The sequence below is a fragment of the Pantoea sp. R13S299 genome (genome assembly GCF_048515925.1).
Lineage (GTDB): Bacteria > Pseudomonadota > Gammaproteobacteria > Enterobacterales > Enterobacteriaceae > Pantoea.
Genome location: NZ_JBLYEF010000001.1, coordinates 798072 through 822454 on the forward strand (window position 1 = coordinate 798072; position 24383 = coordinate 822454).

General features: G+C 57.7%; 23 protein-coding genes. 22 read left to right on the forward strand and 1 reads right to left on the reverse strand.

Annotated features, from left to right (window positions below; translation table 11 throughout):
- The first annotated feature begins 1 nt into the window (after position 1).
- The 7 genes from tssM to ACN1CO_RS03985 all read left to right on the forward strand — a co-directional run bounded on the left by tssM (position 2) and on the right by ACN1CO_RS03985 (position 8499).
- Positions 2 to 3631, forward strand: a complete 3630-nt coding sequence (gene tssM, locus ACN1CO_RS03955; RefSeq protein ID WP_419137842.1) for a type VI secretion system membrane subunit TssM — start codon at positions 2 to 4, stop codon at positions 3629 to 3631.
- A 14-nt stretch (positions 3632 to 3645) separates the two neighbouring features.
- A complete protein-coding gene (gene tagF / locus ACN1CO_RS03960) occupies positions 3646 to 4362 on the forward strand; it encodes a type VI secretion system-associated protein TagF (RefSeq protein ID WP_090962038.1) in 717 nt (238 codons plus the stop codon).
- Positions 4363 to 4378: 16 nt separating this feature from the next.
- Positions 4379 to 5395 (forward strand): type VI secretion system protein TssA, encoded by a 1017-nt coding sequence (gene tssA / locus ACN1CO_RS03965; RefSeq protein ID WP_419138969.1) that lies wholly within the window; start codon positions 4379 to 4381, stop codon positions 5393 to 5395.
- A gap of 79 nt (positions 5396 to 5474) precedes the next feature.
- A complete protein-coding gene (gene tssB / locus ACN1CO_RS03970; protein WP_008925979.1) occupies positions 5475 to 6008 on the forward strand; it encodes a type VI secretion system contractile sheath small subunit in 534 nt (177 codons plus the stop codon).
- The gene (gene tssC, locus ACN1CO_RS03975) at positions 6005 to 7504 is read left to right on the forward strand and encodes a type VI secretion system contractile sheath large subunit (RefSeq protein WP_090962033.1); all 1500 of its coding nucleotides are present in this window, start codon (positions 6005 to 6007) and stop codon (positions 7502 to 7504) included. Before tssB ends, tssC begins: the two co-directional genes overlap by 4 nt.
- 130 nt (positions 7505 to 7634) lie before the next feature.
- A complete protein-coding gene (locus ACN1CO_RS03980; protein ID WP_419137846.1) occupies positions 7635 to 8294 on the forward strand; it encodes a hypothetical protein in 660 nt (219 codons plus the stop codon).
- Positions 8284 to 8499, forward strand: coding sequence for a hypothetical protein (locus ACN1CO_RS03985; protein ID WP_419137848.1), 216 nt, complete (start codon positions 8284 to 8286; stop codon positions 8497 to 8499). Before ACN1CO_RS03980 ends, ACN1CO_RS03985 begins: the two co-directional genes overlap by 11 nt.
- Here ACN1CO_RS03985 and ACN1CO_RS03990 read toward each other — a convergent pair.
- Positions 8492 to 8710 carry a hypothetical protein gene (locus ACN1CO_RS03990; RefSeq protein WP_419137850.1) on the reverse strand — a complete coding sequence of 73 codons (219 nt, stop codon included), beginning with the start codon at positions 8708 to 8710 and terminating at the stop codon, positions 8492 to 8494. The two genes, ACN1CO_RS03985 and ACN1CO_RS03990, sit on opposite strands and share 8 nt — an antisense overlap.
- Before the next feature lie 323 nt (positions 8711 to 9033).
- Here ACN1CO_RS03990 and ACN1CO_RS03995 point away from each other — a divergent pair, with 323 nt between their 5' ends.
- From ACN1CO_RS03995 to ACN1CO_RS04065, 15 genes are all read left to right on the forward strand, one after another.
- On the forward strand, positions 9034 to 9516 hold the full coding sequence (locus ACN1CO_RS03995) for an Hcp family type VI secretion system effector (protein WP_031592956.1): 483 nt from the start codon (positions 9034 to 9036) through the stop codon (positions 9514 to 9516).
- A 49-nt stretch (positions 9517 to 9565) separates the two neighbouring features.
- Positions 9566 to 10057, forward strand: coding sequence for a type VI secretion system amidase effector protein Tae4 (locus ACN1CO_RS04000; protein WP_419137852.1), 492 nt, complete (start codon positions 9566 to 9568; stop codon positions 10055 to 10057).
- Positions 10054 to 10413 carry a T6SS amidase immunity protein Tai4 family protein gene (locus ACN1CO_RS04005; RefSeq protein WP_419137854.1) on the forward strand — a complete coding sequence of 120 codons (360 nt, stop codon included), beginning with the start codon at positions 10054 to 10056 and terminating at the stop codon, positions 10411 to 10413. Before ACN1CO_RS04000 ends, ACN1CO_RS04005 begins: the two co-directional genes overlap by 4 nt.
- A gap of 142 nt (positions 10414 to 10555) precedes the next feature.
- Positions 10556 to 10930 (forward strand): hypothetical protein, encoded by a 375-nt coding sequence (locus ACN1CO_RS04010; RefSeq protein ID WP_419137856.1) that lies wholly within the window; start codon positions 10556 to 10558, stop codon positions 10928 to 10930.
- A gap of 67 nt (positions 10931 to 10997) precedes the next feature.
- On the forward strand, positions 10998 to 11408 hold the full coding sequence (locus tag ACN1CO_RS04015) for a lysozyme inhibitor LprI family protein (RefSeq protein WP_419137858.1): 411 nt from the start codon (positions 10998 to 11000) through the stop codon (positions 11406 to 11408).
- Positions 11409 to 11431: 23 nt separating this feature from the next.
- Positions 11432 to 11830 (forward strand): lysozyme inhibitor LprI family protein, encoded by a 399-nt coding sequence (locus ACN1CO_RS04020; protein WP_419137860.1) that lies wholly within the window; start codon positions 11432 to 11434, stop codon positions 11828 to 11830.
- A gap of 380 nt (positions 11831 to 12210) precedes the next feature.
- A complete protein-coding gene (tagH, locus tag ACN1CO_RS04025; protein WP_419137862.1) occupies positions 12211 to 14073 on the forward strand; it encodes a type VI secretion system-associated FHA domain protein TagH in 1863 nt (620 codons plus the stop codon).
- A complete protein-coding gene (locus ACN1CO_RS04030) occupies positions 14070 to 14861 on the forward strand; it encodes a PP2C family protein-serine/threonine phosphatase (protein ID WP_419137864.1) in 792 nt (263 codons plus the stop codon). Before tagH ends, ACN1CO_RS04030 begins: the two co-directional genes overlap by 4 nt.
- 10 nt (positions 14862 to 14871) lie before the next feature.
- On the forward strand, positions 14872 to 15849 hold the full coding sequence (locus tag ACN1CO_RS04035) for a hypothetical protein (protein WP_419137866.1): 978 nt from the start codon (positions 14872 to 14874) through the stop codon (positions 15847 to 15849).
- 16 nt (positions 15850 to 15865) lie between these two features.
- Positions 15866 to 16693 carry a type VI secretion system accessory protein TagJ gene (locus tag ACN1CO_RS04040; RefSeq protein WP_419137868.1) on the forward strand — a complete coding sequence of 276 codons (828 nt, stop codon included), beginning with the start codon at positions 15866 to 15868 and terminating at the stop codon, positions 16691 to 16693.
- Positions 16683 to 17258: a type VI secretion system baseplate subunit TssE gene (gene tssE / locus ACN1CO_RS04045; protein WP_419137870.1), complete on the forward strand. Its 576-nt coding sequence runs from the start codon at positions 16683 to 16685 to the stop codon at positions 17256 to 17258. Before ACN1CO_RS04040 ends, tssE begins: the two co-directional genes overlap by 11 nt.
- Positions 17259 to 17260: 2 nt before the next feature.
- On the forward strand, positions 17261 to 19132 hold the full coding sequence (tssF, locus tag ACN1CO_RS04050; protein WP_419137872.1) for a type VI secretion system baseplate subunit TssF: 1872 nt from the start codon (positions 17261 to 17263) through the stop codon (positions 19130 to 19132).
- Positions 19129 to 20175 carry a type VI secretion system baseplate subunit TssG gene (gene tssG / locus ACN1CO_RS04055; RefSeq protein ID WP_419137874.1) on the forward strand — a complete coding sequence of 349 codons (1047 nt, stop codon included), beginning with the start codon at positions 19129 to 19131 and terminating at the stop codon, positions 20173 to 20175. The genes tssF and tssG overlap by 4 nt, the downstream gene beginning before the upstream one ends.
- Before the next feature lie 54 nt (positions 20176 to 20229).
- Complete coding sequence (tssH, locus tag ACN1CO_RS04060) at positions 20230 to 22839, forward strand: type VI secretion system ATPase TssH (protein WP_419137876.1); 2610 nt, start codon at positions 20230 to 20232, stop codon at positions 22837 to 22839.
- A 23-nt stretch (positions 22840 to 22862) separates the two neighbouring features.
- Positions 22863 to 24368 carry a serine/threonine protein kinase gene (locus ACN1CO_RS04065; protein ID WP_419137878.1) on the forward strand — a complete coding sequence of 502 codons (1506 nt, stop codon included), beginning with the start codon at positions 22863 to 22865 and terminating at the stop codon, positions 24366 to 24368.
- Positions 24369 to 24383: the final 15 nt, after the last annotated feature.

A 24383-nucleotide genomic window follows, 5' to 3' on the forward strand; every position in this document is an offset into this window, starting at 1 on the left:
CATGCTGAATATTCTGTTTGCGGTGCTGACCAGCCGCCTCGCGTGGGGCTTTGTCGGCATTACCGCGCTCTCTTTTATCATCTGGGTGATTGGCCCGGTCTTCTCTATCGTTGATTCGCGTCCGCTTGAGCCAGAGCAGAACCGCATGATCAGTATTGCGCTGCTCTATCTGGTCTGGGGTCTGGGGCAGGCGATCCCGCGGCTCTACAATTTCTGGCTCAACCGTAAGCTGATGTCGAGTCTGGAAACCGGCAAAAGCGATGCGCCGGAAGCCGATCGTCAGCGCCTGACCAGTGAAGAGCAGGTGCTGGCAGGGCGTTTCTCAGAAGCCACCGAGATGCTGAAAAAGGCGCACTTCCAGCGCCACAGCAGCAAGGGCACGCCGTTCTGGGCGCAGCGCTTTGGCCGTCAGTATCTCTATCAGCTGCCGTGGTACATGATCATCGGCGCACCCGGTGCCGGTAAAACTACCGCGCTGGTCAACTCCGGCCTGCAGTTTCCGCTGGCGGATAAATTCGGCAAGTCGGCGCTGCGCGGCATTGGCGGCACCCGCAACTGCGACTGGTGGTTCACCAACGACGCCGTGCTGCTCGATACCGCCGGGCGCTACAGTACTCAGGAGAGTCAGCAGGCTAGCGATGCCAGCGAATGGCATCATTTCCTCGACCTGCTGCGTAAATATCGCGGACGTCAGCCGATCAACGGCGTCATCGTCACCCTGAGCGTCTCCGATCTGCTGAGTCAGTCGCCCGAAGCGCTGCGCAACCAGGCGCTGGCGCTGCGTCAGCGCCTGATGGAACTGCACGATCGTCTCGGCATCCGCTTCCCGGTCTACGTGCTGGTCACCAAAGCTGACCTGCTCAAAGGCTTCCGCAGCTACTTCGCCTCGCTGGATAAAGCCCAGCGTGAACAGATCTGGGGATTCACTTTCCCATGGGCGAAAGCGTCCGCCGCCGATTTCGAGCTGAACAGCCAGTTCCAGCAGGAGTATTCACTGCTGCAACAGCGGCTCGATGCCGGACTGGCCGATCGGCTGCTGACAGAAAGTGATGCGCAGGCGCGGGCCGAGAGCTATCTCTTCCCGCAGGAATTCGCGGCATTACGTCCGTTGCTGGCAGACGCGCTCGACACGCTGTTTGCCCGATCCGATTTTGAAACCCAGTTCGCGCCACGCGGCATCTACTTTGCCAGCGGCACCCAGGAAGGGCTGCCGTTTGACCGGGTGATGGGCGAGCTGAACCGCGCGCTGAATCTGCCGGGTCAGCAGGCGGGAGAATCGGGAAGCTGGGATCAGGTCAATAAAGAGTCACCGATTCCGCAGAACAAAGGCCAGAGCTTCTTCCTGAAAGGGGTGCTGGAAAATGTGATTTTCCAGGAATCGGGTCTGGCGGGCAGCAACCGCTGGTGGGAGCTGCGTAACCGCGCCGGATTGTGGTCGGGTTATCTGGCGCTGCTGTTACTGCTTCTGGTGGCAGGCGGACTGTGGCTGACCAGCTACAGCAAGAACAAAACGTATCTGCAGGAGATGGCCGCTAAAGGACCGCAGGTCGAGCAGCTGGGCGATCAGCTTCAGCAGCAGGTCAATGGCGATCTCTTTGCGCTGGTGCCTTATCTCAACACCCTGTTGCACCTGCCGGAAAGCGCCGACTTCTCGCTGGAGTCCCCGCCACTGACGCGCCGTATGGGGCTTTATCGCGGCACCGAGGTCAGTGATGCGACCCGCGCACTCTACGACAAAGCGCTGAAACAGCTGCTGTTGCCGCAGGTGGCGCAGAACATCACCCGCTGGCTGCGCAATGATAATGGCAGCGACGCGGACTACAGCTATGAAGCGCTGAAGGCGTATCAGATGCTCTATCAGCCGAAGCACTACGATGGCAAATTCCTGCAGGCGTGGCTGATGTTGAATCTCTCGCGTGAGCTGCCGCAGAACGTCACGCAGCAGCAGGTAAAACAGCTGGCGTGGCATCTGCAACAGCTGCTGGAGACGCAGATCCACTCATCGCCGTATGCGAAGGATGATGAACTGGTCAAGCGCGAGCAGGCGCTGATTAATCAGATGCCGCTGTCACAGCGGGTTTATGGACGACTGAAGCGCCTGCTTTCGCGCAGCGACAGCCTGCAGCCGGTCACCCTGGCGGCACTGGGCGGCCCTCAGAGCGAGCTGGTGTTTTCCCGTAAAAGCGGTAAATCGGTCAATGACGGGGTATCCGGTCTCTATACGCCAGATGGCTACTGGCAGCATGTGGACAAGCAGATTGCTCCCGTAACACAGGCGCTTTATCAGGACGATCTCTGGGTGCTGGGCGGTGCTGCGCCGCAGCAGAAAAGTGAGCAGACCGATCTCGCGGTGCGCCAGCTCTATGTGCAGGACTACATCCGCCAGTGGGAGCAGTTCCTGAGCGATATCCAGCTCAACAGCAGCGCCGATCTTTCGCAACGCATCAACACCGCGCGTCTGCTGTCGGGTAACCATTCTCCGCTGCGCCAGCTGGTAATCAACCTCAGCAACCTGCTGACGCTGAACCGGGCGCAGCCTGATGAGAAAACCGCGCAGGCGGCGAAGCCAGCGGATAACAGCGCCACCCGCACCCTCGAAGCACTGTTTACCTCGCCCGAGGCGAGTGCCGCGCGAGGACAGGCGGCAACCCAGGTCTCTCCAGAGCAGGCGGTTGCCGTGCACTTTGCGCCGGTGCTTGAGCTGGCGCAGCCGCTGCAACAGGGCAGCAAGGTGCTGGCGGTGGATGACTTCCTGCACCAGATTGACGATCTCTATCGCTACCTGACGGCGGTACAGGATGCCGCCAACAGCGGAATGCCGCCACCGGCCAGCGATGCGATCAGCCGCCTGCAGGCCAGTGCCGGACGACTGCCCGGTTCGCTGCAGAATATGGTCTCCAGCATGGCTGTCGGCGCCAGCAGCGATGCACAGCGGCGCGACATGGATAACGTCCGTAAACGCATCACCATGGAAGTCGGCAGTTTCTGTCGTCAGGCGATCGCCGGTCGTTATCCGCTGGTTCGCTCCGCGCGCAGTGAAGTGACGCCAGACGATCTGGCCCGGATGTTTGCGCCTGGCAGCGGCATGATGGACAGCTTCTTCCGCGACAATCTGGCCAGCAAAGTCGATACCACCAACGCGGCGTGGCGCTTTACGCCGGGTATCGATGGTAAAACGCTGCCAGGTGGCGAAGCGTTACTGCGGCCGTTCCAGCAGGCGCAGTCAATCCGCGATGCGTTCTTTGCTAACGGCGCAACCACGCCAGGTTTCCGCGTCACGCTGCGCACCGTAAAAATGGACAACGACATCCTCAACCTGACGCTGGATGTGGATGGACAGATATTGCGTTACAGCCACGGGCCACAGGCGGTGCAGATGGTCAGCTGGCCAGGCCCTGGCGGCACCAGCCAGGTGCGGATGCAGCTGGGCCTGACCAACGGCACCACGTCGACCCTGGTCACCAGCGGCCCCTGGGCGCTCAATCGCTTCTTTGACCGCGCCCGTGTTACCGCTGCAGGCGGCCTGACCCGTGAAGCCACGTTCAGCGTGGAAGGCCATCAGGTCACGCTGTCGTTCACCCCTGGCAGCATTCGTAACCCGTTCCAGCTTCCCGGCTTTAGCTGCCCCTGAAACAGGACCCGACAATGACTCATTACGCTGCACCCTGCTGGTACGGCAAATTGCCCAGCGCGGGTGACTTTGTGAAGCGCCGCTTTCCTGACGTGCTCTATCGCCAATGGTCCAGCTGGTTTCAGGTGGGCCTGCATCACTGGCAGAGCAGCCAGGAGAGTGAAAACGCCCCGTCGCGCCCGTTCCTCAACGCGCCGGTCTGGAATTTTGTGGTGCCGCCGATGCTGGGCAGTCAGCTGATCCAGATGGGCTGCCTGATTGCCGCACGGGACAGCGTAGGGCGTAACTATCCGCTCTGCGCGCTGCGCCACTTCACCCCTGCCGAGTGGTCGCCAGCCCTGCTGGCACGCTCCGGCGAGTGGTATCAGCAGGTAGGCAATACGCTGCTGCGGGTGGTGCAGGGCGGCGGGTCACCGGAGCAGTTGGATCAGGCGCTGATCAGCATTCCGCAGCCGCAACCGCCGCAGGAAGCGGGTGACGCCTCGGATATTCTCAACGTCATCGGGCATGGCGATACGCCCTCGACGCTGAACTGGGCGCTGCCGGGCGAGAACTTCGACCCGCAGTTCTACACCAGTTTCTGGTGGACCAATCAAAGCGACGGTTTCCCGCTTTATACCCAGGTCCACAGCGGTAACTTCACCGCCCAGCTCTTTTCCTTGCTGTTTGATCCGGCCGGTGGGGCAAAGCCGGGACGAAACGGACTTTATCCCCCGATGTTTGAATCCTGAGGCGACACGCATGACGATGAATACAGAGGCTTTGCTGGCTCCGGTCAGTGAGGAGAATCCCGGCGGCGATAACCTGGAGTACGACGCCGATTTCCAGGCGATGGAGCAGGCCAGCGCCGGTAAAGCGGAACAGCAGTTCGGCGACACCATCATTCCGGCGGAACCCGCCGACTGGAACAAAGTCGAGAAGCTGGCGACAGGGCTGCTGACCCGCAGCAAAGATTTACGGGTGATGCTGTCGCTGACTCACGCCTGGACGGAGTTAAAAGGGCTGCCGGGCTATGCCCAGGGGCTAAAGCTGATTGAACAGGCGCTGTTGCTCTACTGGGAGCCGCTGTGGCCCCGTCTGGAAGAGTACGGTGAGCAGGATCCCTTCTACCGTATCAATGCCCTGGCGTTGCTGGGTGACAAGACTGATCTCAGCGGCGCAGTGCGTCAGTGCTGGCTGCTGCGCTATCCGTCTGACGGTATCACGCTGCGCGATGCTGCCGCCCTGTGCGACGGCAGCAAAACCGAGGTGGCGGATTACCCTGGCGGCCTGCCGCGCCTGATCGACGAACTGGCGCGCGGCGACCAGCCCGGCATTGAGGCCGTACTGCAGATTCATGAGCGGCTGCAGACCATCTGCGAAACCGTGGCCGAACGGCTGGGCGACGCGGCGGTGCCGGAACTGGCGCTGCTGCGCAGACAGATTGCGCTGATCGCCGAACGCTGCCAGGCCACGGACCTCAGCCAGCTGATTCCCACCGTAGCGGCGGAACAGCCCGCAGAAGCGGCTGTTCCGGCGGCTGCCGCAGCGACTCCACGTGCTGTAGCGGACTGGCGCACGGTACAGATCAGTTCCCGCGCTGATGCCCAGCTGATGCTGGAAAAAGTGAAGCTCTACTTCACCCAGCATGAGCCGAGCCACCCGGCCCCGCTGATGATCGACCGGGTGCAGCGCTTAATCGAGCGCGACTTCCTGGAGATCATCCGTGAACTGGCACCCGATGGCGTGCATCAGCTGGAAACCATTTTCGGACGTCGCGACTAAGCAGGCGTGACCCACTCACACAGCGGGACCTGCGCGCCTGCTGTGACACATTATCCGCGCATCATTGATGGAGAAAACCATGGCAACAAGCAAATCCAGTGGGCAGAAGTTCATTGCCCGCAATCGCGCGCCTCGCGTTCAGATTGAATATGACGTGGAAATTTATGGCGCGGAACGCAAAATCCAGCTGCCGTTTGTGATGGGCGTGCTGGCGGATCTGGTGGGTAAACCACTGGAGCCGCAGCCGGGCATCGACGAACGCAAATTCCTTGAAATCGACATCGACAACTTTGATGAGCGCATGAAAGCGCTGAAACCACGCGCCGCGTTCCAGGTAGATAACACCCTAAACGGCGAAGGTAAGCTCAACATCGATCTCACCTTCGACAGCATGGATGACTTTTCACCGGACGCAGTGGCCCGCAACGTCGAGCCGCTGAGCAAGCTGCTGGAAGCGCGTACCCAGCTGGCGAACCTGCTGACCTATATGGACGGCAAAAACGGCGCTGAAGAGTTGATTGGTAAGGTGCTGCAGGATCCTACGCTGCTGCAGGCTCTGACCCATCTGCCAAAGCAGGATGAGGCCACTGAAGGTAAGGAGCCGCAGGCATGACGCAGACTTCACAACAACCGCAGTCACAGGGCGCAGCCAGTTTCAGCCAGGATGAGTTCAGTGCACTGCTGAATAAAGAGTTCCGGCCAAAAAGCGATCAGGCGCGCGCGGCAGTTGAAAGCGCGGTGAAAACCCTGGCGCAGCAGGCGCTGGAAAACACCGTTACCGTTTCCAGCGATGCGTATCGCACCATTCAGGCGCTGATTGCTGAGATCGACGAAAAGCTATCGCAGCAGGTGAACCAGATTATTCACCATCCGGAGTTTCAGTCGCTGGAAAGCGCCTGGCGCGGCCTGAGTTATCTGGTGAACAACACTGAAACTGACGAGATGCTGAAAATCCGCTTTATGAGCATCTCCAAGCAGGAACTGGGTCGGACTCTGAAGCGTTATAAGGGTGCCGGCTGGGATCAAAGCCCACTGTTCAAAAAGATTTATGAGCAGGAGTATGGTCAGTTCGGCGGCGAGCCGTTTGGCTGCCTGGTCGGCGACTACTACTTCGACCACAGCCCGCAGGATGTTGAGCTGCTGGGTGAGATGGCCCGTATCGGTTCGGCCGCGCACTGTCCGTTTATTACCGGCACCGCGCCCGAAGTGATGCAGATGGAGTCCTGGCAGGAGCTGGCGAATCCACGCGATCTGACCAAGATCTTCCAGAACACCGAATATGCTGCGTGGCGCAGCCTGCGTGAATCGGAAGATGCACGCTATCTGGGCCTGGTGATGCCGCGCTTCCTGGCGCGTCTGCCTTATGGCATCCGCACCAACCCGGTCGACAGCTTCGATTTCGAAGAGCAGACCGACGGTTCCGATCACGGCAACTACACCTGGAGCAATGCTGCCTATGCCATGGCCGCTAACATCAACCGCTCCTTCAAAGAGTATGGCTGGTGTACGTCGATCCGCGGCGTGGAGTCGGGCGGGGCAGTGGAAAATCTGCCGTGTCACACCTTCCCGAGCGATGACGGCGGCGTGGACATGAAGTGTCCGACCGAAATCGCCATCAGCGATCGCCGCGAAGCCGAACTGGCTAAAAACGGCTTTATGCCGCTGGTGCATCGCAAAAACTCTGACTTCGCCGCCTTTATCGGTGCGCAGTCACTGCAGAAGCCGATGGAGTATCACGACGCCGATGCCACCGCCAATGCCCGTCTGGCCGCGCGTCTGCCTTACCTGTTCGCCTGCTGCCGCTTCGCGCATTACCTGAAGTGCATCGTGCGTGACAAGATCGGCTCTTTCCGCGAGCGCGATGAGATGGAACGCTGGCTGAATGATTGGGTGATGAACTACGTCGATGGCGATCCGGCTAACTCCTCGCAGGAGACCAAGTCACGCAAGCCGCTGGCCGCTGCCGAGGTGAATGTGGAAGAGCAGGAGGATAATCCAGGCTATTACGCCGCGAAATTCTTCCTGCGCCCGCACTACCAGCTGGAAGGCCTGACGGTGTCTCTGCGTCTGGTCTCTAAGCTGCCGTCACTGAAAAATGACAATGCTTAAGGGCTGACGGAGGCGTGATGCCTGGGATAACCGGGCATCACGTTTACCTTGAGTCACAGAGTAACCGGGACAAAGGGTTTTACGCTCCCGGTTTACGGGAAAGATTGCTGCATAAAAAAGGATGTGGGACATGGATTCACCGAAAAATATCGCTGATGGCATGCTGGGCCTATTCAATACCAAAAAGAAATCAGGCGTTGAGACGTTTATGGTGAGTGCAATAAGTGGATTTACCTCTATTCCGGGTGATCTCTATGCGCTGACCAAAGACTTTTTAGATAGCGATCATCGCTGGGATAACGAGACGGATCGTATTCGATTGCTCACCTTACTGAAAAAAGGGGCGACCAGTGACGCTCTCAGGAAACTGATTAAGCTGGTGGTTGAGCAATATATTAAACGCCTTAATGAACAGCAGTTAGAAAAAATGCTGGTCAAAATGGGCGGAAGTGCTGCAGGCTCTTTTACGTTTAAATACCTTTTTGTGGATGCGATCGTCTCACGATTTTTTAGTCGGGTCATACCAAAGTTTCTTTTTAGCGCGGGGATGACAGGGATCATCACAATTGGCGCATCAGTTTCAAGATCGATCTATACCTCCAGAGATTTGATGAAAAAGAACAAGGAGGTGTACGCATTGCTGCGCGGAGCGGGCGATCTTGATTTACTCTATTTCCTGCTGGAGGACAACATTGATCCCTGGCTGGATGCAATTGCATTGCAACAGAATAACTCCCCGCTCGCCAATGAGGTCTTTACTAACTTTGTGGAAGGAATGCATGATGTTTAAAAAGGCAGCTCTCTTTTTAATGAGTTATCTGCTGACCTTTTTTTCTGCCCTGATATTAATTACCTGCTCGGGTTATTATATTCTGTTTTTTGACTGGGACATATCAGTAATGGGTAAGGTTATTAACGCAGCCCTGATTATTATTTCAATAACTGCGTCAATATCGCTTTATGCCGTGGCGCAAAAGTTGAAGGAAATTAATTAACCAGTTTTCTGCGTGATATCTTAATTAAAATAAAAATAAAGGCCATGCAGACGGCGGTGAAGAGAATTTTACCAGCAATGATCCCGGAAGAAGAGAGAGTAAAGTTTTCATAGCGAGCAACCAGATATATTGAACCAATAATATCAGCGATGGCATAGAGAGAGAGCAGCGACAACACGACTATCAGGAAAAGTGAGATGATCTTTTTCATATTCATTCCTTCTGTGAACTTTATAAGCGCCTGCTTACTATAAACGATCTGCCAGGATGCTGTCTATGAAATGACCGCCTGGGCATGAGGTCTATGGCAGGGCATCAGATTATCTGCTGTTGTCCTCGCCATGAAAACGCATACCGATTTTTGTCCGGTTAAATAACCGGCAATACGACGTCTGGAATATGGTTTATAACGATATTTCAGAAGCAAGGCAAAGGTAAAATATGGACTGTTTTATTCAGCCCCATGCTTTTCTTTTTGCCATATCCTTGCTTTTTTTGAAAGCAATAATCTTAACCAATAAAGAGTGAAAGATAATGGCTATTGATATGTTTATGAAGGTTGACGGAGTCACCGGCGAGTCTAAAGACTCAAACCACTCAGGCTGGACTGATATCACCTCTTTCTCATGGGGTGCCTCTCAGCCAGGCAACATGTCTGTTGGCGGGGGCGGCGGTGCCGGTAAGGTTAACTTCAACGACCTGCATGTTAATGCACTGATCGACAAATCGACCACGGCGTTGCTGAAGAACTGCGCAAGCGGTAAACATCTCGCTAAAGTCGAACTCTCTATCTGTAAAGCGGGTGGCTCTCAGGTTGAGTATGCACGCATTACCCTGGAAGACGTTCTGGTGACCGCTGTGAATTACAATGGTTCCGACAACGGCGATACCCTGGGAATGACTTACTCCTTCCAGGCTTCTAAAGTGAAGCAGCAGTACTGGGAGCAGAGCTCTTCCGGCGGTAAAGGTGCAGAGAGCAGCGCCGGCTGGGACATCAAAGGCAACAAAGAAGCGTAATATTGCTCAGCAGCCTCCCCTTAGGGGAGGCTTTAAAAGGAGTTTTGCTATGGCACATTTAAGACCTCAATTTTCAGCTGCATGGAACCGCTTCTCAGAAGTTAATGTTGCAGTTGAGAAGGTTGGAGAAATATTGGGTGGAAAAGTAGAAGCAAATATCGCCGCCGGAATTTTCGAGAATGCCTGTCCAATCAGAATGAGCTATGTTCTTAATTACACTGGTGTTCCTGTTCCCGCAAACAGTCGTTATGCGACCGTAACGGGTAAAGACAAAAAGCGTTATATGTTTCGCGTCAACGACATGATGGACTTTTTAGTCGGCGCGTTTGGTCAGCCAGATCTGACCGTTAACTCACCAAAACCCGGCTCATTTAACGGTAAACAGGGGATTATTGTTTTTCAGGGGAGTGGCTGGAGCAATGCCCGTGGGCACGTGACACTCTGGAACGGCAATATCTGCTCTGATACCTGTCACTTCCTGGGTGGCGCAGAAAATGGTAGTTTTGTTCCTGATGTTGCCTCACTGTGGATACTGAAATGAAAAAACTCCTGATGTTATTTGCTCTGACGTTATCTCCTGCGGTGCTGGCGATAACGCCTCCGGCGCCAGATTCCTTTAAGCAACCGCAGATTTTCAGCAACTGGCTTCTGAACCGCTGTGCAGGAAAAGCTGCCACTGACAAGGCTTTCAGCGATGATGCCTTTAAAAGTGCGTCAGCCTGGTTAGAGGTCAGCCATCTCCCTGTTGAAGCCTTCAGTGATGGCGATAAGTTAATCAATGCCTATCTGAAGATGGACCTGACCGGCTCGGTCAAAGGAAGCTTCAATATGATGAAATGCACATTACTTTCGCAAAGCCAGGATGCTGAGGCTCTCTATAATAAATACAAAAAGTAATTTCTTTTTTGGCAGAACCCGAAGGTGATTGCAGCGTTAAACCTCAGTAGTGAATTCCCAAAGGGGATGTGTTTAATTAAATGGAATCGCTCATTACACCTGAAGTTAAGCAGGGTAGTGACTCCTGTAAGGAAATTCCCACATGCTGAAGAAAGTCATTCATTTTATTATCATAGTGCTAATGAGTCTGCCTTCATTGTCTTTGGCGAAATCGGTTTCACACTTTGAAGGAAAAATATTCAGAGCGGATATCACCTATGGCTGTGAGGAAGGTAACGTCAGTTGTGATAACGTTTCGCTTAAGTCAACAAGAGTAAGAGATAATTCATCGATAGTTCTTAAAGGTGAAACGATCAATACAAATTGTCCTGATGTCTGTGACTTCCGGGGCTATCGCTTCGTTAATGGTCAGTATGATTATTCTTTTTATCCCAGTCAGAAGGGAGAGAGTCTTTGGGATTATATCGTGACATTCAAGGGTAAGGTTATTGCTCAGGATGTTGGGATGATGAAATAGAAACGCATATATAAATCCGATGTTATTGAGCGTGCGCTTGTACTCACGCATTGAAGAGGTATTACAGGTGAAGACTTTAATGAGATCTTATTTGTCTTCATTGCTTTGTGTCACAGTCATTTATGTTCCCCCCGTTCATGCAATGAGTGATTGTTCAAGCGGCAATAATGATCAGGAAGTTTATTCCTGCACCCAAAAAAACAGAAACGAAACTGAACTTGATTTAAATAAAGAATACAAACTCGCTAAGACCAGAGTTGAAACGCTTTTTAAAGGCGATAATAAAGAGTTAAGCCAATATATGGATACGTTCACTAAAGCTCAACGAGCCTGGCTGAAGTTTCGGGATAATGACTGTAAGCTCGCTTCGTATGCTGCAGACAAGGGAAGTGATTTAAGTAACGCTAATATTAATATGTGTACTTCTGAGCTTAACGAGCAAAGAATCAAAAAATTAAAAATAATTCCCTATCATTGATCGTTAAGAGTGCTGAGAAAAGTATGAAGAAACTCCATAAACTGGCTCTGATCGCACTCTCTATTTTCGTGTGTGCTTCAGCGCTTGCCGATGAGACCTGTGCAAAACAGCCTTCAGACGGTGCCCTGTTCAAGTGTACTGTTCAGCAGAAGAAGCTGGCGGAAGATGACCTGAACAAAGAGTACCAGACGGCTAAAAAACGCATTGTGCAGATGTACGGCACGCAGAAAAAACTGGCTGATGACTATGTCGCTACACTGGTGGATACCCAGCGTAGCTGGCTGAAATATCGTGACGGTCAGTGCAAGCTGGAGGCCTTTGCCGCTGAAGAAGGCAGCAATGCGAATGCGGTAGCGACCAACCTCTGCGTTATTCGCATCGACAAAGAGCGTACTGCTATTCTGAAGCAACTGCCTTACTGATTATATTGTCGTGCTCAGGCTTTACAGGCTGGGCACGCTATTCGCTATAAATTAACTCTCTGCATTACGCTGTCATCACGTTTATTCATTTTCAGTAAATAATTCTATGTCGATTAAATCTGAGCTGGTTATTCACTGTTAATCTTTATAAGAATCAACCTCCAGTCTGGTTGAGTTATTTTCCTCATCAATTCCTTGTAATTAATAGGTTGTCGAAATATCGTCATTAAAATAAATAAGCCAATGCTGTTATTTAAATAAACCATCGTAAAAATAAGAAATACAACCCCAATAATAAAACTCTCCGCTTCCTATACCGCGCGCCTCTCCCTGAGAGGTGCGCGGTATAGATGCCGAACCGCTAACCGCAGGAATCCGTTATGCGCTTTACGATAATAACGACTAAACCCGGCCAACAGCCGCCACAGACTCATTGTGATTTCTTTCCGCCCGGCGGCACCATTGGTCGCGGCGTGGATAACAATCTGGTGCTGCCGGATGACGACCGGACGCTTTCACGCCTGCAGGCGATTGTGCACATCACGGCTAACGGCGAATGTCGCCTGACCAACCGTGGCAATGTGACGCGCGTTCTGCTCAACGATATCCCGCTGGAACGCGGTCGGCAGGTTGAGCTGCAGGATGGTGACATACTGGGCATCGATGATTATCAGCTGCTGGTCAGCGACCTCAACAGCGATCATCAGCCGCAGATGGAAAGGGCCGTTCCGCGTCCTGAGCCGGTCCAGCCTGTCGCGCCTGCTCGCGAACCGGCAGCCGAAAAAGCCAGCACCGCCGCCATTCCCAGCGAAATCTGGGACAGCCTGGCGAAAGAGTTCTCGATTTCCGACGATCTCTCTAAACGCAAAGCGGTGCCGGAGATGCCGGATGCTCATCCGCTGACCGCGCCCGCCATGCCAGACCGTAATCCGGAAGATCCACTGGCACAACTGATCAACGATGCGCCGCTGGATTATGGTCAGAAACCTAAAAGCAGCAGCCTGTTTGACGACGGCGATGCGCTGTTCGCGCAGCAGAGCATTTTTGACGACCGGACGCCGAGCACGCTGTCTGCTCAGCAGCACAGCGCACCAAAGCAGGCTGAAGCGCCCGTCGCTGAACTGGATCCGCTGAGCCTGTTTGATGGCGAGAGCAGCGCGGATGTGCGCAACCACGATGATCCATTAGGACTGATGATGGGGAACGCGGTGCCGCTGGCCCAGCCGGAGCTGCCGACGGCAAAACCCGCCACGTTGCAGGTACCGCCTCAGCCAGCGGCAAAGCCTGAGCCGGTTACTGCCCGCGCACCTGAGCAGGTCTCTGTCAGCCTGAACGACATGGAAAACTCACCGCTGTTCAGCGGCATCGACTTACCTGTTGATGACCAGCCTCACAGCGAAGCCCCACGCCAGACGCCGCAGGCTGATGAAGCGGAGTCCGGCCAGCCGGAAGCGGTGAATCCGCAGAATGACTACGGCGGAATTACGCTGCCGACGCCGCAGACGGTGCAGCGCACGCCATCGCCGACGCCAAAAGGGCGGCTGCGCATCGATCCGGTGGCATCCGGTCGCCATCATGCTGCCGCTGTTCATCCTTCCGTGCCGAGCCAGAGCAGCGGGGACGCTCTCAAGGGTGAACTGCTGGATGCGCTGCTGGAAGGCATGGGCCTGCGTGACCTGCAGCCGACGCCACAGTTTGATCGTGAGCAGATGCTGCAGTTTGGTCAGATGCTCAGCATGTTTTCGCAGGGCACGGTTGCACTGCTGTCGTCGCGTTCGATCCTCAAGCGTGGCGTCAAAGCCGACATGACGGTGATTCTCGACGACGCCAACAACCCGTTCAAGCTGCTGCCGTCGGGTAAAACCGTATTAATGCAGATGTTCGGCAGCCGGATGCCGGGCTTTATGCCGCCACGTCAGGCGGTGCGTGATGCACTGATCGATCTGCAGGCGCACCAGCTGGGCATGATCGCCGGTATCCGCGCCATCATCGCCTCCATGCTGCAATCCTTTAACCCGGAGCAGCTGGAGGAAGAGGCGCGTCAGGCAGGATCGGTTTCGCGTATCGGCCTGCCGGGCAGCCGCAAAGCGGCACTGTGGGAGCATTTTGTGGAGCGCTACGGCGAGACAGCGGGCGAGATCGAAGACGATTTTCACACCCTGTTTGGCGAAGCGTTTCTGCACGCCTATGACCTGGAAGTCAATCAGTACAAAGACTCACAAACCCACACGGATGACGCATGAATATCACTATTGCCTCGACGTCGAATCAGGGCGATCGCGCCAGTAATCAGGATCAGATCGGTGAAGTCATCGGTAAGCGTTCAGCCTGCTTTGTCGTGTGTGACGGTGTGGCCGGATTTCCCGGCGGAGATAAGGCCGCCGCCATCGCCCGCAGCAGCCTGCTGCAATCGTTTGATGGTGATGCGCACCTCAATGCGCAGTCGATTCGCAACTACGTCAATCACGCGAACCACGCTATCCGGCAGCAGCAGAAAGCCAGCAGCGAACACAGCCGCATGGGAACCACGCTGGTCAGCCTTTTCATTGACCGCGACTACCATCTTGCCTGCTGGGCCCATGCAGGCGACAGCCGCCTCTATCTGTTTCGTCGCGGCTATCTCTATCTCGTCACTACTGACCATAGCCTGGTGCAGCAGATGAAAGATGCTGGCCATCGCACCGAAGGCATCAACAGCAATCTGCTCTATTTCGCGCTGGGAATGGGTGATGAGCAGCGCGACGCCAGCTACAGCGATGTGGTTGAGATTGAAGATGGCGATGCCTTTTTACTCTGCACCGATGGTTTCTGGCACGGCGTGACGCTGGAGCAGATGCAGCAGTCACTGCACATGGTGAATACACCGGAAGAGTGGCTGACGCTGATGCAGCAAATCATCAAAAACGATCAGTCGGATCAGGGGCAGCAGGATAATTTCAGCGCGCTGGCCGTCTGGATTGGATCGCCCCAGGATACCACCTTGCTGCACTCGCTCTCTGAAGCGGCGCAGTTCTTCCCTCTGCGAGATTGAGAACGCCAACATGAAATATGGATTACTGGGTCTGGCTGCGCTGCTGCTCAGCACGCAGGCTTATGCTGAAAACTATCGCATCGTACAGTCCCCGGCACAGAAACTGGATGTCTGGATTGATAACGTCAAAAACAATCAGCTGTCGAGCTGGTGTAACAGCACCATTAACCTGCGAATCGTCACGCTGGGTGAGAAAAACCCGACGGTCTTAAAAGAGTTTCTGCCACGGGTGGCCGGATTGATGGCAACGCAGTGTAAACCCCTGCAGCAACTGCACTGGCAGCTGACCGATGCAGAAGGCAGTGAAATCGCCACCGGCAGCGCCGCCCGCGCGCAGCAGTGGAAAACCGTGGTGACGCCGCCTGCGCCGCAGCAACAGCAACAGCCAGCCACTGCAGCCGTGCCCGCTGATGCACTGCGCAATGCCCCCCAGGCGGACACCTCGCCATGGCTGCAATTCAGTCTGCTCGATGGCTGCCATTTCCGCACCTGGTGGCAGCATCCGGCGCAGGGCAGCGCGCTGTTTGTTCCGGCAAAACAGGGTCTGGTCTGCGGTTCCGATGGCTGGCTCAGCGGACACAGCCGCCTGACGCAGCAGGGTAACGGCGCACCAGCAGCCGTCGGTGTGACATTCCTGCAGGGCTTCCCGGTGATGGGACTGAGCAGTCAGTCGTCTACCGCTGAACTGCACATCACCACGGTCAACAGCGAGCGCATGGTGCTGAGCAACGAAAAATCTCCGGACAGCTGGCTGGTTCTGCCATTCAGCAACCGCTTTAACGGCTGGCAGGCCACGCGTCAGGTGGTGGTGCAGATGCCCGCCAGCGAAGCGGCTGATGAGAGTGCGGTGCAAGCGCGTCTGCAGGAAGTCCGCAAAGTCTGGTCACCGTGGGTCAGCGGTAACGCCACGCTGAGCGTACAGCTGGTGGAAAAGCTGCATCCTGAACTGAAAGATCCCGCCGCTGCGGTCTATCGCACCCTTAACTGACGCAAAAGGAGTTTGCATGGAATCCTTACAACACCGTCTGGCCAACGCCACGCTCAGCGAGACGCTGGCGGATGTCACCCGCCAGATTCAGGCCAATCCGGCGAATGCCGATCTGCGGGCTGCCTTTGTGCAGCTGCTCTGCCTGTCGGGCAACTGGACACGTGCGCAGACACAGCTGCAATCCTGGCTGGCGTTAAGCCCGCAGGCACAACCGACCGTCAATCTGTTGCAGCAGGCGATTGCCGGTGAGCTGCAGCGTGACGCGGTGCTGCGTGGCGAGGCACAGCCGGTACTGCCGGGCAGCGCCTGGCACTGGTGCGACACGCTGCTGGCCGCCCTGCAGGCCGAAACCACGGGTGATACCACGCGCGGCAACGCACTGCGGGCCGACGCGCTGGAGCTTGCTGCCGCCAATCCCGGCACGGCCACTCAGCAGGATCAGCCGACCGCATTCAGCTGGCTGATGGATGGCGACAGCCGTTTCGGGCCGGTGTGTGAAGTGATCAACCAGGGGCGTTATTACTGGATCCCGTTTGCTGCCATTCGTGAGATGCAGTTCCAGGCACCTGCCAGCGTCACCGATCTGGTGTGGCGTCACACGCGTGTGCAATTGGTGGATGGCAGCGAGCAGGTGTGTCAGATCCCGGCGCGCTATCCGCTGCTGGCGGGTGCTGACGAGCGTTTTCTGCGCGGCAGCGTCACCGAATGGCAGCCGATGGGCGACGACCCGGACCAGTTTGTTGGTCAGGGACAAAAAATGTGGCTCAGCGACAGCGCGGAATTCTCGCTGCTGAGCCTGCAGCAGGTCGCGTTCGACAACACAGAGTCTGCCGATGAGTCATGATTCAGGCGCGCACAATGATGGCTATGCCCAGCTGCATGGCGGCTTTCGCGTGCGCAAAAAGCGTGACGCGTTAACCGCCCGCGACAAGCTGCAATCCTCATTGCTGGATCGCCTGACCGACAACGCGCCGGACAAGCAGCAGGAGCCGGAGAACAGCATGCTGATCAGCCACAGCACGCTGCGCCGCCACGTCCTGCGCGATCTGCAGTGGCTGTTCAACACCATTAATAACGAAGCGCAGCAGGATCTCAGCGGCTTCGATCAGGTGCAGCGCTCGGTCTGGAACTTTGGCGTTGCGCCGCTGGCCGGGCAGAACGTCTCCGATATCGAATGGCAGGATATGCAGCGCAAGATGACCAACGCCATCCTGCACTTTGAGCCCCGCATTCTGCCGCAGGGGCTACAGGTGCGCTGCGTCAGCGATCTCGGCTCGCTCAGCCTGCACAATGTGCTCTCGATTGAGATCAAAGGGCGGCTCTGGTGCGTGCCTTATCCGCTGGCGTTTCTGTTCCGCACTCAGGTTGATCTGGAAAGCGGCCATTTCGAACTTCAGGATGCAGGGTAATCATGGACAGCAATCTGCTCGACTACTACAACCGCGAACTGGCCTACCTGCGCGAGATGGGGGCGGAGTTTGCCACGCGTTATCCCAAAGTGGCGGGACGGCTCGGCATGCATGGCATCGACGTGGCGGACCCCTATGTAGAGCGGCTGATGGAAGGATTCGCCTTCCTGACGTCGCGCGTGCAGCTGAAGATGGATGCGGAGTTTCCGCGCTTCTCGCAGCGTCTGCTGGAGATGATTGCGCCATCCTATCTCTCGCCAACGCCGTCAATGGCCATCGCACAGCTGACGCCGGACAGCCGCAAGGGTGACATCACCCAGGGTTTCCGCGTGCCGCGTGGCACCATGATGGAGAGCCAGAACCTGAAAAAAACCGGCGTGACCTGCAGCTATACCACCGCACACGATGTGGTGCTGCATCCGCTGCGGATTAGCGAAGCCAGCCTTGGCGGCGTGCCGGGCGATCTGCCCTCTGGCGAGCTGAAACTCACGGGTCTGGGCGCAGCCAGTGCGCTGCGCATCCGCATCACCTGTGAAGGGATCTCCTCGCTGAGTCAGCTCAACGTGGATGACCTGATGCTGTTCCTCAGCGGTCCGGATATTCAGGCGCTGAAGCTGCTGGAACTGCTGATGCAGCACCGGGTGGGCATCGTGCTGCAGTCGGTAGAGAAGCGGCCGCAGCGTCAGGTGCTGACGGATGAAGCCCTGCAGCAGGAGGGCTTTGCGCCGGAGCAGGCGCTGCTGCCGGACGATCTGCGCAACTTCGACGGTTATCGCCTGTTGCAGGAGTATTTCGCCTTTCCGGCCCGTTTCCAGTTTATCAGTCTGAGTCAGCTCGGCCCATTTCTGCGCCGCTGCGACAACGCCACGGCGTTCGACATTATCATCCTGCTCGACAAAGCGGACAGCGCGCTGGAAAGCGTGGTCGATCACAGCCATCTGGCGCTGCACTGTACGCCGGTCATCAACCTGTTCCCGAAAACCGCCGAGCGCCTGAAGGTCAGCGACAGCCAGCATGAATATCATCTGGTGGTGGATAATATCCGGCCGCTGGATTATGAGGTGCATTCGGTGCAGCGGCTGTTCGCTACCGTGGAAGGTAAGCGGGAAGAGCAGGTTTTCCGCCCGTTCTGGAGCACCTTCAGCGGCGACCAGGGCGACTACGGCGCCTACTTCTCGCTGCGTCGCGAACAGCGCACCCTGTCAGAGCAGGCGCAGCGCTACGGCACGCGCACCGGCTACATCGGTTCCGAAGTCTTCCTGTCGCTGGTGGATGAGCATCACACGCCGTGGCGCGATGACGTGCGCTATCTCTCTGCCGAGGTGATGTGCACCAGCCGCGATCTGCCGCTGATGCTGCAGCAGGATCAGGGCAACTTCGTGATGCCCGACTCCATTCCGGTGTCAGAGCTGAAACTGTGCAAAGGGCCAACGCCACCGCGTCCGGCGCTGGCCGAAGGCCTTTCTGCGTGGCGGCTGATCAGCCATCTGCAGATGAACTATCTCAGCCTGATGGACAGCAGCGACGGAGAAGGCGCGGCCGCGCTGCGCCAGCTGCTGAGCCTCTACGCCAACCTGGCGGAAGCACCGGTTGCCCGCCAGATTGACGGCATCCGGCACTGTACGCTCAGCGCGGTCAACCGCCGCGTGCCGGAGCCAGGCCCGGTGGTGTTTGCGCGCGGCGTCAGCATCACTCTGGAAGTGGATGAGCAGGCATTTTCGGGTGCCAGCCCGTGGCTGTTCGGCAGCGTACTGGAGCGGCTCTGTGGCCGCCTGGTGGCGCTGAACAGCTTCACGGAGTTCACCCTCAACAGCCAGCAGCGCGGGGAAGTGGGCTACTGGCCGCCGCGCATGGGCCGGAAAGCGCTGATATGAGTGGCGAAAAAGTCATTACGCTGCCGCGGCTGACCCGGTTGCCGGATGATTTCTGGCAAAAAGTGATGGCCGCACCGTGGCGCTACGATCTGTTCCAGCTGCTGCGGCGGCTGGATGCGCAGGGCGGGCAGCGTTATCCGCTGGGCCGTGCGCCGCTGCCGAAGTTTGAATCGGTACGCATCGGTCAGACGCCGTCACTGGCGTTTGCCCCCGCTACGGTTGCCAGCGCTACGCCACGTGAAGAGTCGGGCCGTCATGAGCTGTCGATCTACAGCTTTGGCCTGTTTGGCCCCAACGGCCCGTTGCCAACCCATCTGACCGAATATGTTCATGAACGCATCGTGCATCATCAGGATCACAGCCTGTGGGCGTTTGCGGATCTGTTTCACCATCGCGCCACGCTGCTGTTCTATCGCGCCTGGGCCGATGCGCAGCCGACCGTGTCGCTGGATCGCCCCGACGACAGCCGCTTCCTGAACTATCTCGCCTGCCTGGCGGGCATCGGTTTACCGGCCCAGCAGCAGGCCAGCTCGCTGAGTCTTCATGCCCGCCTGATGCTGGTGGGCCATCTCAGCCGTCACGGCCATGATGCCGAAGGGCTGGTGCGGATTCTGCGCCACTACTTTGGCGTACCGGTCCGTCTGACGCAGAACCTGCCGCACTGGCTGACGCTGGACAGCCGCGATCAGGCCCGGCTGGGTGCGGGACGCCATATGCCCCGGCTGGGTGCCTCCGCTTTTCTCGGGGTAGCGGTACGCGATGTGCAGCACCGTTTTCGTCTCCATCTGGGGCCGCTCAGCGCCGCGCAGTATGCCCATTTTCTGCCCGATGCCTCCGGTGCGCGCGAAGTGCGCGACTGGGTGCGTCACTACCTCGGCATCGAAATGCAGTGGGATCTCAGCCTGATCCTGGCCGCAGATGAGGTGCAGGGTGTGGCGCTGGGCGGCAGTGCCCGACTCGGTTACACCAGCTGGCTGGGGCAGATGCCGCAGCCGCAGGATCGAGAAGATTTTATGTTTGAGGTTGAGGCTGCTTCGCGCTAGCCCAGCCGCTTTCCCTGTTACACAGCCTGCGTCTTTCATTGAAGAGAGCCCCCTATGTCAGAAATCAGCCGTGCCGTGCTATTCGGCAAACTGGATACGCTGTTATTTACCTCGCTGGAAAGCGCCACCGCCTTTTGTAAACTGCGCGGCAATCCCTATGTTGAACTGGTGCACTGGCTGCATCAGCTGATGCAGCAGCAGGATGGCGACTTACAGCAGGTCATCACACATTTTTCACTGGATGAAAAGGCCCTGACTCAGGACATCGTTGCCGCGCTGGATCGCCTGCCACGCGGTGCCAGTGCGGTCTCCGACCTCTCCGAGCATATCGACAGCGCCGTCGAGCGGGCGTGGGTTTACGCCTCGCTGAAATATGGCGCGACCCGCATTCGCGGCGGCCATTTGCTGATCGGCATGCTGAAAACCTTCAACCTGGCCAGCGTGCTGAAAGGCATCTCCGGCCAGTTCAGCCGCGTCAACGCCGATGCGTTGCTGGCGGAGTTCGACTCGCTGCTCAGCAACAGCAAAGAAGCCCAGCAGGCGCTGAGCGCGCCTGCTGATGCCGCTGGCGCACCCCCTGCGGCGGGTGGCAGCACGCTGGAGCAGTATGGACAGGACCTGACCGCACGCGCCCGTGAAGGCCGCATCGATCCAGTGACCGGGCGCGACGATGAAATCCGCCAGATGGTCGATATCCTGATGCGTCGTCGCCAGAACAACCCGCTGCTGACCGGTGAAGCGGGCGTCGGCAAAACTGCGGTGGTTGAAGGTCTCGCGCTGCGTATCGCAGCGGGTGATGTGCCTGCGCCGCTGCGCGATGTGCAGCTCTGGCTGCTGGATATCGGCCTGCTGCAGGCCGGTGCCGGGATGAAAGGGGAGTTCGAAGCGCGACTGCAGGCGCTGATTAATGAGGTGCAGTCCAGCCCGACGCCGATTGTGCTGTTTGTCGATGAGATCCATACCCTGGTCGGCGCAGGCGGTCAGCAGGGCACCGGCGATGCCGCCAACCTGCTGAAACCGGCGCTGGCGCGCGGACAACTGCGCACCATCGGCGCGACCACCTGGGCCGAATACAAAAAGTACATCGAGAAAGATCCGGCGCTGACCCGTCGCTTCCAGACCGTGCAGGTGCAGGAGCCGGATGAAGCCAAAGCGATTCTGATGTTGCGCAGCACCGTCAGCGCGCTGGAGAAACACCATCGCGTGCTGCTGCTGGATGATGCGGTCAGTGCGGCGGTGAAACTGTCTCATCGCTACATTCCGGCGCGCCAGTTGCCTGATAAAGCAGTGGCACTGCTGGATACCGCCTGCGCCCGCGTGGCGGTCAGTCAGGGCGCGCAGCCTGCGGCGCTGGAAGATTGCCTGCACCGTCTGGCCGCGCTGGAGATTGAAGCGGAGATTATTGACCGCGAAATCCGGGTGGGCCTGGGCGATGTGACCCGTCAGCAGGCGATTGCCGGTGAGCGCGCGGCGCTGGAAGCCGAACGCGATGCACTGCAGGATCGCTGGCTGCAGGAGCGTGAACTGGTTGAGACGCTGATTGCGCTGCGCGCCCGCTGTGTAACGGAAGAGGATGCGGCGCTGCGTGAACAGCGCGATGCGACACAGCAGCAACTCACTGCACTGCAGGGCGACACGCCGCTGCTGTTTGCCGCCGTCGATGCGGGCGTGGTAGCGGCCGTGGTCTCGGACTGGACCGGCATTCCGCTGGGCCGGATGGTGAAGAATGAGATCGAGGCGGTCCTGAATCTGGCTGACACCCTGAACCAGCGCGTCATCGGCCAGCGTCACGGTCTGGAGCTGATCGCGAAGCGGGTTCGCACCACGCGCGCACGCCTGGACAACCCCAACAAACCCGCAGGCGTCTTTATGCTGTGCGGCCCATCCGGTGTCGGGAAAACTGAGACCGCGCTGGCGCTGGCCGAGTCACTGTATGGCGGCGAGCAGAACATCATCACCATCAATATGAGCGAGTTTCAGGAGGCGCACACCGTCTCGACGCTGAAAGGCGCACCGCCGGGCTACGTCGGCTACGGCGAAGGTGGCGTGCTGACTGAAGCCGTTCGCCGTCGTCCCTACAGCGTGGTGCTGCTGGATGAGATTGAGAAAGCCCATCCGGATGTGCATGAGCTGTTCTTCCAGGTGTTTGATAAAGGCTGGATGGAGGATGGCGAAGGTCGCCACATCGACTTCCGCAACACCATCATCATTCTGACCTCGAACGTCGGGACGCAGCTTATCAGCGCGATGTGCGCCGATCCTGAGCTGATGCCCGATCCCGACGCCCTGAGTACCGCGCTGCGTAAGCCGCTGCTGGAAGTGTTCCCGCCTGCGCTGCTGGGCCGTCTGCTGGTGGTGCCGTATTACCCGCTCAGCGACACGATGCTGGCAGAGATTGTGCGGCTGCAACTGGCGCGTATCGTGCGTCGTCTGGCCGACAACCACGGCATTGAGGCGCAGATCGACGAGTCGGTGGTGAGCCAGATCGTCCAGCGCTGCACCGAGGTGGAGTCGGGCGGTCGCATGGTGGATGCCATCCTCACCAACACGCTGTTGCCGCAGATGAGCCAGATATTGCTGAGCGCCCACGCCCGCGATGAACGCTATCGCCGCGTTGAGGTGCGTTGTGAGCAGGGCGAATTTGTCTGCCAGTTCGCTGTTTAAAGCCTATCAGAGAGTTTTCGAATATGTCGGAACATGATCAACCCCTGAATGTCCCCAACGCCCTGCCGCTGGGTTACCGCTTCAATGAGTTTGAAATCAAAGAAGTCATCGGCGGTGGCGGCTTTGGCATCGTCTATCGCGCCTGGGATCACCAGCTTGAGCGTGATATCGCTATCAAAGAGTTTATGCCCGCTTCGCTGGCGGTGCGCAGCGATGACCTCAATCTGGTGCTTCGCAGCGAGCGGTTCAGCAAAACCTTTCACGCCGGCCTGAACAGCTTTATCCAGGAGGCGCGTCTGCTGGCGCGCTTTAACCATCCGAACCTGCTGCACGTGCTGCGTTTCTGGGTGCAGAACGACACCGCCTACATGGGCACTGTGTTTTACAGCGGCACAACGCTCTCGAACTTCAGCGAACGTAATCCGCAGTCGGTGAATGAGGCCTGGATCCGTCGCATGCTGCCGCCGCTGCTGGGCGCGATCAAAACCATCCATGAAGCGGGTTATCTGCATCGCGATATCTCGCTGGATAACATCCAGATTCAGAGCAGCGGCGAGCCAATCCTGCTGGACTTTGGCTCGGCGCGTAAAACCATCGGCAACCTGTCGGATGAGAGCGAGACCATGCTGCGTCCCGGCTATGCGCCGATTGAGCAGTACAGCGACAACGATGAGAGCGAGCAGGGCGCGTGGACCGATATCTACGCGCTGGGCGCGGTGCTGCATACGCTGATCACCGGTGCGCCGCCGCCGGTCAGTGTGGTGCGCAGCATCGAAGATAACTATCAGCCGCTGGTGCAGCGTCGTATGGCGGGTTACTCGACTGCGCTGCTCAGCGCCGTCGACCGGGCGCTGGCGCTGAAACCGGAAGATCGCCCGCAGAGCATTGATGATTTTGCTGTGCTGATGGCGCTGCCAGATCGCGAACCGGAACCGCTGCTCAGCGCAAAAATGAGCGGGCCGGGCACCATGCTGGTGCCGATTGAAGAAGAAGAGGAGGTCGTCAAACCTGCCTCGCCGCTGAAAACGCTGCTGGGACATCGCTTTGCACTGCCCGGCCTGGTGGCCGCAGGCGTGCTGGTCGGCCTGTGCGCCGGTCTACTGATGTCACGCGGTAACGAACAGACGACTCCGGCTGAGACCGCGCAAAACAGCGCGCCTGCCGTTACCGTCGCACCGGTTAACCAGCCGGTTGCTGCGCCACCGACGCAGCCTGACACCCCGCCGGATAGCGTTGCCAGCGCTCCGGCTCAGACTTCAGAGCCCGCGCAGACCGCCGCACGTGAACCCGATCCACAACCGGCTCCGCCGCCAGCACCTGTTGCTCAGGTCTATATCCGTCTGCAACAGGGTGAACGCGTTCAGGTGAACGGTCAGCCGCAGGCGCTTGTCCCGGCGGTGAATGGCTTCGCCACGCTGCAGCTGGCGCCGGGTAACTACACCTTTGCCATCAGCGGCCAGAGTGGCACCCGCCAGCAGACGCTGAACATCAGCGAAGAAGGCGTCTGGTTGCTCGATCCACACAGTTAATAGTCAGGGATTACT